This is a genomic window from Leucobacter sp. CX169 (assembly GCF_017161405.1).
Classification (GTDB): Bacteria; Actinomycetota; Actinomycetes; order Actinomycetales; family Microbacteriaceae; genus Cx-87.
Window position 1 is genome coordinate 298,912 of sequence record NZ_CP071051.1, and the last position, 13,676, is coordinate 312,587.

5 protein-coding genes are annotated in these 13,676 nt (G+C 69.0%); 4 read left to right on the top strand and 1 reads right to left on the bottom strand.

Going from position 1 to position 13,676, the window contains the following annotated elements:
- Positions 1–176 precede the first annotated feature (176 nt).
- Positions 177–9,479 (top strand): DUF11 domain-containing protein, encoded by a 9,303-nt coding sequence (locus tag JW030_RS01270; protein ID WP_188046065.1) that lies wholly within the window; start codon positions 177–179, stop codon positions 9,477–9,479.
- Between the two features lie 288 nt (positions 9,480–9,767).
- On the opposite strand, the gene JW030_RS01275 is transcribed toward JW030_RS01270, so the two are convergent.
- The gene (locus JW030_RS01275; protein WP_188046064.1) at positions 9,768–10,145 is read right to left on the bottom strand and encodes an RNA-binding S4 domain-containing protein; all 378 of its coding nucleotides are present in this window, start codon (positions 10,143–10,145) and stop codon (positions 9,768–9,770) included.
- 60 nt (positions 10,146–10,205) lie between these two features.
- Between JW030_RS01275 and JW030_RS01280 the strand changes: the two genes are divergently transcribed.
- From JW030_RS01280 to JW030_RS01290, 3 genes are read left to right on the top strand one after another with little or no spacing between them, the layout of a single operon-like run.
- Complete coding sequence (locus tag JW030_RS01280) at positions 10,206–10,856, top strand: YigZ family protein (protein WP_188046063.1); 651 nt, start codon at positions 10,206–10,208, stop codon at positions 10,854–10,856.
- A gap of 60 nt (positions 10,857–10,916) precedes the next feature.
- Positions 10,917–12,083 carry a DNA polymerase III subunit delta' gene (locus JW030_RS01285; protein ID WP_188046062.1) on the top strand — a complete coding sequence of 389 codons (1,167 nt, stop codon included), beginning with the start codon at positions 10,917–10,919 and terminating at the stop codon, positions 12,081–12,083.
- Entirely contained in the window at positions 12,080–13,639 is a 1,560-nt protein-coding gene (locus JW030_RS01290) for an alpha/beta hydrolase (protein WP_188046061.1), read from the top strand. The genes JW030_RS01285 and JW030_RS01290 overlap by 4 nt, the downstream gene beginning before the upstream one ends.
- The last annotated feature ends 37 nt before the right edge of the window (positions 13,640–13,676 follow it).

Below are 13,676 nucleotides of genomic sequence, written 5' to 3' on the forward strand. Positions count from 1 at the left end.
GCGAGTGTAGACCGCCTGGCGCAGAGTCGAGCGGTAAGAGGGGGATCGCCGGGGGTGAAGTGCCAGGTGAACGCGGCTGGAATCGGGAAACTCGCGCGCTGCTCGCGCATAGGTTGGAAAGAGTATGGGCTCTTTCTGCCCGCAGATTTCAATGTCAATCGGGGGATTGCATTTTCATGTCGCGCAACAATTCGAATGACGTTCGCCGTGTCCGGGTTCGGTCCTGGGTGGCGGGAACGCTCGCCTTCGCTCTGGGAGCGGGCGCGCTCGTGGCCGGGGTCGGCGTGCAGATGGCGTCGGCCGCATCGCCCGCGCCTGAGGTGACGGTTACGCAGCAGAGTGCGCCCTACCTGGCTGGTGAAGACGTCACCGTCAACGTGACGATGACGAGCGGTGGCGCCTCGGCGGGCGAGCAGTACAACCTCAGCGCGGCGATCCTGCTGCCCACAAACGTGACCATTCGAAGCACGGGCGGGGCCTTCGGTCCCTACCTGACATTCGGCCCGGGGGAGACCCTGCCGAACCGGGGCCTCGCCTGCGCAGAGGTAGGCCTGCTGCCCGTCGGGGCATCCTGCAAGGTCCCCGACGACGCGCAGTATCTCGTCTTCCAGAATGTGTCGGACCTGCCCGAAGACGCGTCGAACGTTGGAACGCTGACGTTGCGCCCCCGCGCAACGAGCTTCCCCGTCGGGACCGACCAGCTGAACATTCAGGCCGCCGTGTTCTCAAGCAACGCCGAACGCTACGTCCCCAACTTCCCCGGCAGCACCGGCACGGGCACCGGCGCCCACACGTCGGCCACGGGCAGCGACACCCTGAACATCAGGGTCGAGGCGCTGCGCCTCGAGAAGAGCGAGCCGAGCCCGGAGAATGAGCTCCTGCGCGGCGTGCACCTGAACAGCACCACGTACACGCTGCGCGTGCATCACACGGGCGAGGGCAACATCTCGGGCACCGAGGTCGTTGACTTCCTCCCTGCCGGCCTTGAGTACCTGGGCATGGGGGGCATCGACAACACCCGGGGGCCAGCAAACGGCACCCAGCCCGACGGCCAGGAATACCCTGGTTCGGGCGGGCTCGAGGGTACTCCGGCCCCGGCAGGATCCGCGCCGAACGCGGGCACCGTTGAGAAGTCGGTCGAGACCGTCGTCCCAACCCCCGAAGAGGTGGCGACGTACAAGCTCGATGCGGGCAAGGTCTACACGAAGGTCGTCTGGGACCTCCAGTCGCTGCTCGCCGCGGGCGACGCGCGCGACGTGAAGGCCCCCATCGCACAGGGATACTCCGCGACCGCCGGCGTTCCCGGAGTGCTCGAGATTCGCTACCGCGCGGGCGTTCCCCTGTTTGAGAACACGCTCGACTTCGGGTACGCGCCGAACGCCTCGGGCGAGCAAGCCGCGAATTTGGACAACAACCGCGGCGCTTCGACGCGTCACGGCTCAGTGCAGACCGACCCGGGGCTGGACGACAACGGCAACGCGCAGGCGCTCACGAACGTCGCGGGTGTCTCTGGCACCTACGCGGGCCCTCTGGCCGAGGGCACCGACCCGAGCTCGGGGGACACCGCCGCGCACACGGTCGATGCCGTCGACGTGCGCGTGCTGAAAAGCGTCAAAGAGGCGTCCTTTACCCAGGGCGAGCTCGCTGTCTACACGCTGAACATCGCGACGAGCGAGTACGCGAGCGCGGAACTCGGCACGGGAGGCAGCGCCCAGATCCTGCCCAACCGTGTCACCGACGACATGGGCGACGGCATTTGCCCGGTCTTCCCCGCAAACGTCCCGATCACCCCGGGCGCGAGCAGCATCGCCGGGGTACCCCGATTGGTCATTGGCGACCCGAACGCGACCCCACGGCCCGACGACATGACGCCGCAGGAGTGGAACGAAGCGCTCGGGCAGATCGCCGACGACTGCTGGTCAGCTGAGGGCCGCGCAGGGGCGGAACTCAGTGGCGCGACCCTGTCCGGCATCGCGTTCGACCCGGCGACGGGGCACTTCGCGCTTGATCTGAGCATCGCGCCGATCGCTGCGGCGAACGGCGCCGGCCACGTGGTCACCTACACGGCATCGCAGAACGCGCTCTACGCGCAGGATGACAGCCGTCCCGGAGCCACCTCGTCAGGCGACACCGTCAGGAACACGGTCGACCTCGAGATGACGACGACCTCGATCCCCGCGCTGAACGGTGTGACTTCCAGCGGCGGGGCCGAAGCCGACGGCACTTGGCGCGCCTGGGACGATTCCGGGGCCTCGCTGAAAGCGAGTCTGAGCAAACTGGACAAGCGGGTGCTGCCCCGGTCTGCGGGCGTGCCGAGCGCGGCCGAGATCGTGAACGTTCCGAATGCGCAGTGGGAGACCGATCAGCCCCTCGCGCCCTTCGCCGCGGGCGATGAGGTTTGGTGGAAGATTACGCTCACCCCGCCCGCCGGCGCCGACGTGCGCGACGCACGCTTGACTGATTTTCTGCCGGTGGGCACCGAGTTCGACCCCGCGCAGACCGGCGGTCGCTTCGACAACATCGCGTACCGGGTGAGCAACCGGTTCTCGGTCGGCGCCTGCCAACCCGTGGGCCGGGCGGCATGGCTGGACGAGTTCGTGCCGAACCCCACCATCACTGACGAGATCTTCACCTGGAACCTCGGCAGCACCGATTGCGTCGCGGGCAACACGACGGATCGATTCTTCCCGCGGAGCGCCACCCTCGACGTCTTCATCAAGACGAAGATCGTCGATGTGGCGGCCTTCGGTCAGGTCGATCTGCCCGAGAACCTCGCGAAGTACCAGCAGCGCAATGACACAGGGGAGGTCTTTTTCCTCCGCGACCAGGCCGCCGTGCAGCTCGACACCGGCGTTCGCCTGATGAAGGGCATTGACTCGATCAATGCCCCGGCCGCAAGCGCAGGCTTCAACAGCAACAACGATGTCGGTCAGGTGGTTCAGGGCGACGAGGTGCGCTTCCGTCTCGACGTCACGGCGCCGTCGGTGCAGACCGAGAACTACGCGCTATATGACGCGCTGCCCAAGGGTATTCGCGCCCGTGACCTCGCGGGCTTCGTGCCCGCGACGCACGCGATCGATGCGCAGGCGGAAATCTGGGACGGGGTGACGGCGACGTCCACCAGCGCGTTCACCGCGCGCGCGTACGACTGGGCTGACCTGCCCGCCGAGATCAAGAACGGCATCAACGCCGCCTACACGAACCGGACCATCGTGGTGTGGACGCTCGCCGCGGCCGTCCCGGGATCGACGCTGCCCATCGCAGAGAAGCTGCCCGCACCGGCTGTGCCTGGCGTCGAGCGCGGCTTTACGCTGAAATACACGGTCGTGATCCCTGACGGATCACAGACGGCAGACGGCGGCGGCGCAGCGGCACTGCTTGACCAGCGGTACCTGAACACCGCGTCGGTGGCGCAGTTTGACGTCCGCGGCAATGCGGTCGGCGCGAGCTCCACGATCGTCGTGCAGCCGGGTGCCGGACAAGGCACCGTCGCGAATGGCGGCGGGTCCGGGTCGTCCGCGCCGGTCTTCTCCCGCGACCTGGTCGCTGGCGAGTTCTCCTCCGGCGCCGACCTGGCCACCGATCCGTCGAGTGTGCGAGTTCCGAACGCGACCATGGACAAGAGCCTGGTCTCGACCGAGATTGCCCCGAGCGGCACCGCGGTCACCGACCCGAACAACGGCGCGACGCGGATCGTGCAGGGCGAATACGCCACGTACGACGTCTCGGTCACGCTGCCGGCGCTCACGACCGTGCGCTCAGGGGTGCTCGCCGACACCGGCAAGCTCCTCGGCACAGGGTCGGGCACCATTACCGGTGCGACCCCCGCAAACACAGTGGCCTATCACGTGGCCTCGGCGACGCTGCACGCGGCCCCGGGGGTTGCCTCGGGCACCGTACCTGCGAATTTTGCCTTCGACAGCAGCACCGGCAGTCTCGCCTTCCCCGAGTTCTACACCGTCGGGGCGACGCCTGAGACGTTCACGGTGCGACTCAAGGTCTGGGTCGACGACATCGACGCGAGTCACGCGACGGGACGACCGAACATTCCCCACAACAAGGGTCTGCAAAACACGGCGAACTTCGACTCGAAAGACGTCGACAACCTCCCGAACCCGCGGCTTAGTGATACGGCCGACGTGGTCTATATCGAGCCGGGCCTCGCCATCGCGAAGACCGCGAACAAGACCTCGGGCCTCCACGCGGGCGATGCGGTGCTGTACACGTTGGCAGTTACCAATTCCGGCAGCCGCCCGGTCAGCTACGACAACACCGTCGTCGACACCGTCCCTGCAGGACTCGTGGTGGACACCGATCAGCCGGCGCTCGTGGGAGCAACCTTCAGCAGCGCCGCGGACCTGCAAGCGGGTCTCGGCGGCACCATCACCTGGAGCCACACCGCCTTCACACAGCTGAAGCGGGTGCCCGCCACCGTGAACCTCAGCTACGTCGCGACGATTGAGCCCACCACGGGCGGCGGCTCGGCGTATCTGAACTCCGCGAAGGTGACCGGATACACGCTGCCCGACACCCTCACCGACGCGGCTACGCGCCGCGGTGACCGCGTTGCGAGCGACACGGAGACGGTCCGTGCCGATACCGCCGCCATCGCCAAGGGCGTGCGGGTCGCCGGCGACACGAACTACAACTCGACTTCCGTGTCTGCGCCGATCGGACAGACGGTCCAGTACAAGGTTGATGTGACGCTGCGCCCGGGCATCACCTACTACAACGCGAAGCTCGAGGACACGCTCCCAGCGGGCGTCGAACTGGTCGAAGCGACGATCAGTGGCCCGTCGGGCAGCAGTTCGCCCGCGGGTGACCCGTCGAGCTGGACCCATGCGAAGAGCGGGCAGGTGCACTCGTGGACCTACCAGCCAAACAACGGGGACATCGCGTCGAGCCCGGTCGAGCGCACGCTCACGCTGACGTACGACGTGCTGCTCAAGAACACGGTGGCCGCGGGAGTGAACGCGCTCACCAACACCGCGAAGTTCGGCTGGACCGAGACGACCAACCCGAGCTCTCAGGCGGGAAGCGTTTCCGACAACGCACGCGTCGACATCCTGAACCCCGTCCTCGCGATCGTCAAGAAGGTCGACGGCCAGGACGCGGTGCAGAAGAGCCCGCAGGACGGGTTTGAGTACACGGTGGCCGTAACCAACACGGGGAATACTCCCGCGCACAACGTCACCGTGACCGACACGGTGCCGGTGGGGGTGATCGTCACCGAGTCCTCGCTGACTGCGAGCGGCGGCGTGCTCAGCGGCGCTGGAGCGAACGGTGGCGGCACGATCACCTGGACGCTCGCAGGTCCGCTGCATCAGCAGAGCGGCACGGGCACGCCGAAGTCGCTGAACTTCACCTACTCGGCGACGTTTGCCGAGTCGGAGGCGCTCACCGCTGCCGGCCTCACCAACACCGCGCGCGTGACTCGTTTCGAGTCGTTCGGCACGGGCGGCCGCGTGTACACGCCGGCCGGCATCAGCGACACCGCCCAGGTGACGCCGCTGTTCCCGAAGGTCGACCTGACAAAGACCGTCTCCGACGGCTCGCTCGCCTACGTCAATGAGTCCTTCGGCTGGACGCTGAAGCTCGTGAACTCGGGCCAGGGCGCCGCGCAGACGCTCGACGTGACCGACGTGCTGCCGAAGAACTGGTCGTTCGACGCGAACTCTGCCCGGATCAGCGTCGGCGGCGCCGCCGCGGTCCCGCTCGTGAACCCCGTCGTTGGCGCCGAGAGCGGCAAGGCCACGCTGACCTGGAACCTCGGCTCGGCCAGTCCTGCGACCCCGATCCTGCCGGGTGCCGCGGGAGGCGCGACCCTCGCCCAGCGCACCATCGTGATCACGTTCACCGCGACGCCGTCGGCACTCGCCGCCAGCGACGCGGGCACCGGGGTCAACGTGAAGGCGCACACGAACACGCTGCGCGCGGTGACGACCGACGGCACTGGGGCGACGAGCAACGCGACTGGGGGCTTCACCGGTGCGAACAGCTCGGCGGACGCCTTCCTGGGCGAGGCGGATCTCACGATCGAAAAGACGGGTGCCGCCGATCCCCTCGTCGCGGGAGAGACGGCCATCGGTTGGTCGATCCTCGTGTCGAACGATGGACCAGACACGGCGGCGGGGCCCATCACGGTGACCGACACCACGGGGGCGCTGCCCGCGGGCATCACCGTGACCGAGGCGGCCGGCGAAGGCTGGACATGCGAGCTGCCGGTGCGCGGCACCGACGGAGTGACCGCCTTCGAGTGTGCGCGTACCGACGCCGCAGAGTCGCTCGCGAGCACGGATTCATTCCCCGTGATCGAGGTCGAGGTCGAGGTGGCCGACAACCAGGCTGCGGAGACCAACATCCTGAACTCGGCGAGGGTGGTCCCGGGCCGCACCGTCGACCCGGACCCCGACAACAACACCGACGAAGCCCCGATCTCGACGACTACCTCGGCGGATCTGGAAATCGACAAGACCGTCACCACGCAGGATCCGACTGCGGGCGCGGCCATCACGTGGCAGCTCGCGCCGGTGAACCACGGCCCCTCGGTCTCGGTGCACACGGACGCCGCGCCGATCACGATCACCGACACGATTCCCGCGGGAATCAGCGGTGTGGCCGACCCGTCAACGACCCACTGGGCCGCGACGACCTCGGCGGCCGGAGGGTTCCCTGTCACGGCAGGCGACACTGTGACCTGGACCTACACGGGCACGCAGCTCGCCGTGGGTGCGGCGCCGAATGTGACGCTCTCGGGCACAATTGACGCTGGCTGGACCGGCGGCAACATCGTGAACTCCGCGGAGATCACCCCCGGGGAGACGCCTGATCCCGAACCCAACAACAACACCGACGACGTCACCGTCACCCCGGGCGACAGCACGACGCTCGCGATCGACAAGACGCGCGTGGTGTTCGAGGGCGGCTCCTGGGTCGCTGCCGCCAGCCTTGATCCGGTACCGAGCTTCGAACCGGGTGCGGACATCAGCTATCGCATCACCGTGGTCAACAACGGCCCGGCCGACGCGCGTGTAGTGAGGGTGGTCGACGAGGTCCCCGCCGGGCTCACGTACAAGACCCACGCGAGCGGGACGGGTACCTGGACCCGTGCTGCGGGCCCCGGCGCCTGGGAGACCTTTGCGCTCGGCGGCACCCAGCAGGTGGGCGCGGTGCACGCGACCTCCTTCGTCGTGACGTTCGCGACGGATCCTGCGATGGACCCGGCCGTGGCGCTCGTGAACTGGGCGGAGGCCTCGGCCGAGAACTCGACCAACACTCCGCGCGACGACGACAGCACGAGCGCGACGCGCGATGCGGATCTGTCGATCGAAAAGTCGCACACCGCCCCAGCTTTGGGGGTGGCGGCGATCGCCGGCGAGTCCGTGAGTTACCAGCTCGTCGTCACGAACCATGGACCGAGCATCTCGGACGCGCCTATCTCGGTCGATGACGTGTTGCCCGCCGGATTCAGCTACGCGGCAGGATCCGCCATGGTGTCAGTCGCGGGCGGCACCGCCGCGGCGGTTGACCCGGCGGTCGAGGGCCAGACCCTCACCTGGGCGAACCTCACCAGCGACGTCGCGCTCGCGCCGAGCGAGACCATCGTGATCTCGTTCACCGCGAACATTGCGGCGACCGTCGGTGAGCAAGCCGGCGTGCTGAACACCGCGACCGTCGACGGACCGAACGACACCGACCCCGGCAACAACTCGGACACGGATCCGGTCGACATTGTGACGCAGGCCGACATGGTCATCACGAAGGACGTTGCCGCGGGCCCCTGGGTCGCCGGCACCGATGTCAGCTACACGATTGCTGTGCAGAACGACGGCCCCTCGGTCGCCGACGCGTCGGTGACGGACCTGCTGCCCGCCGGAGTGAGCTTCGTGTCGATCAGCGGCAGCGCCGGCTGGACCTGCACCGACGCGACGGACACGGCCCCCGCCAGCTGTGCGTACCCGGCACACCCGGTCGGTGTCGATAGCGCAAGCACCATCACGGTCGTCGGGCACATCGCATCGAACGTGGTGACCGGCACCGAGCTGACGAACCTCGCCGAGCTTGAGTGGGTCGATAGCCGCGGCGACCACGAGGGATCGGACGACGCCGACATCGAGGTAACGACGCTCGCCGACCTCGTGTTGCTCAAGACCGCGATCGACGCCGAGGGAGATGAGACGGGCGCCGCAGTGGCGGGCGAGCAGTCGCGCTACCGCCTGACGGTGACCAACGACGGCCCGAGCGACGCGATCGCGCCCCTCACCGTCACTGACACCCTGCCGGCGGGTATCAGCTTCGTCGGGCTCACGAGCGGGTCCTCCGCATCGTGGAGCGCGGTGGCGGACGAAATCGACGAGGTCACCGGCACGCAGCAAGTCGTGTTCACGCGGGTTCCCGCGGGGACGGGCATTGCTAGCGGTGTCACCGCCCCCGCGATCGACTTCGACGTGCTCGTGGACCAGGCCGTCGCCGACGGCAGCGTGCTGACGAACACCGCGACGGTCGCCTCAGGTACTCCCGAGGCGAACGTGGACAACAACACCGACACGGCCGACCTGACGGTGGGCCGCGAGGTTGACGTGTCGATCGCGAAGTCGCACGACGCCGATGCGGTGCGCATCGGCGATGCCCTGCCGTTTACCCTGCAGGTGACGAATGGCGGCCCCTCGGTTGCGAGCGGGGTGATGGTCACCGACCTGGTGCCCTTCGGGCTTGAGGTCGCGAGTGCCCCCGGCGACGACGTGGGCGAAGACTGGACGTTGGTATCGGTCGACCCGGTCGACCCGGACAATGCCGCCGCCGGCACCCGGGTGCTTGCCAGCTACAGCGGGGTGCTCGTCGCCGGAGAGGCAGCGCCCGCGCTGACGCTCACGACGACGGTGCTCACCGAGGCGTACTCGACCGTGGTCAACACGGCCGATGTCACGGTCGTGGAGCAGGATCGCGACCCCGCGAACAACCACGCCGAAGACCCGGTGACGGTGCCGCCGCTGGCGACGCTCGTTGTTGAGAAGACCGCGGTGGGAACGTTCCAGGTCGGGAAGACCGGCGCATACCGAATCACGGTCTCGAACGAGGGGCCGACGGAGGATCCGGGGCCGATTACGGTGACCGACGTGCTGCCTGACGGACTGACGTTCCAGTCGTCGCCGGACGCCGGGGTGCAGGTGAACGGCAAGACCGTGACCTGGACGATCGACGGGCTGGCGGTCGGCGAGAGCGTCGACCTGACGCTCATCGTCAACGTGCAGCAGGCAGCCTTCCCGTCGGTGACGAACGTGGTCGAGGTCGCCTCGCCCACCGAGCTGACGCCTGAGAGCGTGACCGTCGACGACGCCACGATCGACGTGGCCGCCGCCGACCCGATGCCCGCCACGGGCTCGGATCAGCTGCTCGTGCTCGGCGGGATCGCGCTGCTCTTGCTCGTCGCCGGCGGCGCCGTGCTCGTCGCGCGGCGGCGCCGTGCACTGAGCGAGTAGTCGCTCGCTGAGGGCCCGGTTCGCTTTGGCGGCCGGGCCCTTGCACACTCCGCCAGTACTGGCTGCCCGTACTAGCCGCCCGTGCTGTTCTCCCGTCCCCATCGAGACGTCTCAATCTGCGGCATCAATTCGCGGCAAGCAGCAGATTGAGACGTCTCGGCGAAAGCCACGGGCAGGCGGGGCGCGGGGGAGCGCGGGGCGGTGGGGCGGCGCGGCGCGGGGAGCGCGGGACGAGGCCCTGGCGCGCTGGGCAGGATCCTGCCGGGGACGCCCAGCCAGAAGCGGGCGCTACGCCTCGGAGGAGTCGTGCCCGCGCAGCTTGTCGAGGTCGCGGCGTTCGCGCTTCGAGGGCCGCCCGGCCCCGCGGTCGCGGATCGGCAGGATCGCCCGCTCTTCCTTCGGAAGCGGCGGCGGGGTGTGGTCCGCAAAATGCTTCGCGGCCTCGACGGCGCTGCCGCGGCGGGTGGCGAGGCCAGTGACCTCGTAGATCTTGTCGAAGCCGTGCAGGCGGACCTTCACGATGTCTCCGACCGCGACGTGCTGGGCAGCCTTCGCGGTCATGTCGTTTACGCGCACGTGGCCCGCGCGGCAGGCCGTGGTCGCGGCGCTGCGCGTCTTGGTGAGCCGCACCGCCCACACCCAACTGTCTACTCGTACACCGGCCATGCTCGAATGCTATCGCCTGCGCGTGGATGCTTCGGCCGCGAGACCGGGCAGAATGGGCGCATGCCCTCCCCGTACGAGACGATCGGCCAGCCCGTCGAGACGGAGCTCGAGATTTCCAGGTCCCGCTTCCTGACGCGCCTCGTTCGCGTCGGCGACGAGGCGGAGGCGCGCGCCGAGATCGCCGCCGTCCGAGCCGCCCACCCGCGGGCGCGGCACCACTGCAGCGCCTTCGTCCTCGAGCCGGACCAGCGTACGAAGCGCTCGAACGACGACGGCGAGCCGAGCGGAACCGCTGGCGCCCCCATGCTCGACGCGCTCGTCTCAGCGGGGCTGAGCGATGTCGTCGCGGTGGTCACGCGGTACTTCGGCGGGATCCTGCTGGGAGCAGGCGGGCTGACCCGTGCGTACCGCGGAGCCGTTGCCGAGGCCACCGCGCAGGCCGAGCGTGTGGTGCGCGCGCCACGTCGCGAGGTGTGGGTGCGCGCGGGATATGAGGTCGCGCCGCAGTTCGAGGCGGAGGCGCGTCGCCGCGGCTATGCGCTTGCCGGCGCGGAATACGACGATGCCGTAACGCTGCGGCTGCTCGTTCCCGACACGCGGGTGCCCGAGGTGGCCGCGCTCGCCGCCGAGCTCAGCGCGGGGGCGGCCGAGCTGCGGTGCGGCGGCCTCGATTTTGTCGACCTCCCAGCAGGATCCGGGCTGGACGAGTAGCGTCCGAACGCCGTGCCCGCTCACACCCGCCGTGTCGGCTGTGCCCGGTAGTCTGGCCCCATGGAATTCTGGGCCGAAATCGTGGGGCAGGCGGATGCAGTTCGCGCGCTCGAACACGCCTCTTCAGTCGGCGGCGCGAGTGACCTTTCGCACGCCTGGCTGATCACGGGCCCGCCGGGGTCGGGGCGCTCGAACCTCGCGTTCCGCTTCGCGGCGGCGCTCATCGCCCAGCGCCCGGAGCTGCGGGAACAGGTGTATGGCCAGGTGGTTGCGCGCACCCATCCCGACCTCGGCGTTGTCACCAGCCAGAAGGTGCAGATCGGCATCGACGAGGTGCGCGGCATCGTGCAGTCGGCGCACTACTCGCCCTCGCAGGGGCGGCACCGCGTGATCGTCATCGAGGACGCGGATCGCATGCCCGAGCGCACCTCGAACGTCTTGCTTAAGGCCCTCGAAGAGCCGCCCGAGCGCACGATCTGGATCTTGTGCGCCCCCAGCGAGGCCGACCTGTTGCCGACCATTCGGTCGCGCGTGCGCTCGGTGCGGCTGGTCACGCCCGCTCCCGAGCAGATCGCCGGTCTCTTGCACGAGCGCGACGGGGTGCCCGTTGAGCTTGCGGAGCGCGCCGCGCGCCTTGCGCAGAGCCACATCGGGATGGCGCGCAGGCTCGCGACCGACACCGAGGCGATGGCGCGGCGCGAGCGCACCATCGAGATCGCGCTCGACATTGTCACACTCTCGGACGCCATGCGCGCTGCGGCCACGCTCGCGAAGGTTGCCGCGGACGACGCAGCGGCCCTCGCCGAACAGGTCGACACCCGCGAGCGCGAGGAAGTGTTGCGCGGACTCGGGGTGGCCCCGGGAGCTGCGGTCCCTGCCGCCCTGCGCTCGCAGGTGCGCCAACTCGAGGAACTACAGAAGCGTCGAGCAACGCGCCAGCTCCGCGACGGCATCGACCGGATCCTGACCGATCTGCTCTCGCTGCATCGGGACGTGTTGCTGACCAGCCTGGACGCGGGGCAGCCCCTCGTGAACGCCGAGGTTGCGGGCCGCGTCGCCGAGCGTGCCGAGCGGGTGCCCGTCGCGCTCACACTCGACGTGATCTCCGCCATCGAGCACGCGCGCGAGCGGATAGCGCGCAACGTGACGCCACAGTTTGTGCTGGAGGCGCTCTTCGCCACCCAGATCTCGGGCGCCGTGCGCAGTGCGCGGGAGGGCGTCGCATGAGCCGGCACAGGGTCAACGCGGGCACGCGCGTTGCCGCGGTGCTGGGCGCCGTGCTGTTCGCGGCGACGGGCTGCTCGCTGCTGCTTCCGCCGGGAGGCGCGGGCCTGCCGGGGGCCTACCCGGAGACCGAGGCGTCCAGTGTTGACGGCACCCTCGAGAGCTTCCGCTCGCAAACGCTGGACTGGACCGCCTGCGCCGACGGCATGCAGTGCGCGATCGCCACGGCTCCGCTCGATTGGGACAACCTGTCGGGCCCGACCATTGAACTGCAGTTGGTGAAGCACCCGGCAACCGGGGGCACCCCGATCGGCACGCTGTTCACGAACCCCGGGGGCCCCGGCGCCTCCGGCGCGGACTTCGTGGCCGACAGCATCGACTATGTCATCGGCGAGCCGCTGCAAGAGCAGTTCGACGTGATCGGCTGGGACCCGCGGGGTGTCGGCCGTTCCAGCCCCGTGAACTGCCTCGATGACGCCGAAATGGACGAGCTGCTGTTCGGGCTCGGCGACACCACGCTTGAGGTCGGCTCCGACCCGTGGCTGAATGAGGCGATCCAGAGCGGCGCCGCCCTCGGTCTCGCCTGCCTGGCGAACACGGGGCCACTGCTCGGCAACGTCGATACGGGCTCGACCGTGCAGGACCTCGACCTGCTCCGCGCGATCGTGGGAGACGACCAGCTGAACTACCTCGGCTTCTCGTACGGTACCGCGATCGGTGCGCGATATGCCGAGGAGTTCCCCGACCGCGTGGGCCGGCTCGTGTTGGACGGCGCCCTCGACCCCACCGCCTCCGAGTTCGAGGTGGTGCGCGAGCAGACGCTCGGGTTCGAAGCTGCGGCGCGCGCCTACCTCGCCGACTGTCTGACCCGAAGCGTGTGCCCCTTCACCGGAACGGTGGACGACGCGATGGCGAAGATCGGGGCGCAGCTCGACGCGCTGGAGCTTGCCCCGATCGCCGGCGACGACGGACGCATGGTCGACGCGAGTACCATGCTCACCGCGATCATTACCCCGCTCTACTCGCAACAGGCCTGGCCGGCGCTGGACCGGCTCTTCGAGAGCGTGCGGGCGGGCGACGCGAACGTCGCATTGACGCTCGCCGACAGCTATTACGGGCGCAACCCGGACGGCACCTACGCCGACAACTCGACCGAGGCGTTCATCGCAATCAACTGCAGCGATTACCCCCGAAACGGGGACATCGACCTCATGCACCGGCAAGCGGCGGAACTCAAGGAGGTCGCGCCCACCTTCGGCCGCTTCCAGGGGTACGGCGACACGTCGTGCCTGCTCTGGCCGTCGTCTGCGCCCACGGAGCGGACGCCCATTCACGCGGTCGGCGCCGCCCCCATCATGGTGGTCGGCACCACGGGTGACCCCGCCACGCCGTACCGCTGGGCGGTCGCGCTGGCCGAGCAGCTCGAGAGCGGCGTGCTGGTGACGTTCGAGGGCGAGGGCCACACTGCGTACGCCGGTGGGAACGCCTGTGTTGACGGGGCCGTCGAGACGTATTTGCTGCAGGGCACGGTGCCGGCCGAGGGCTTGCGCTGTCGCTAGTCGGATCCCGGCTGCTGGCGGCCACTCCGCAGCCGCA

Bases quoted from the DNA above. Each gene is read 5' to 3' on its own strand.
- JW030_RS01290 (WP_188046061.1), top strand. From the start codon at position 12,080: ATGAGCCGGCACAGGGTCAACGCGGGCACGCGCGTTGCCGCGGTGCTG.
- JW030_RS01280 (WP_188046063.1), top strand. From the start codon at position 10,206: ATGCCCTCCCCGTACGAGACGATCGGCCAGCCCGTCGAGACGGAGCTC.
- JW030_RS01270 (WP_188046065.1), top strand. From the start codon at position 177: ATGTCGCGCAACAATTCGAATGACGTTCGCCGTGTCCGGGTTCGGTCC.
- JW030_RS01285 (WP_188046062.1), top strand. From the start codon at position 10,917: ATGGAATTCTGGGCCGAAATCGTGGGGCAGGCGGATGCAGTTCGCGCG.
- JW030_RS01275 (WP_188046064.1), bottom strand. From the start codon at position 10,145: ATGGCCGGTGTACGAGTAGACAGTTGGGTGTGGGCGGTGCGGCTCACC.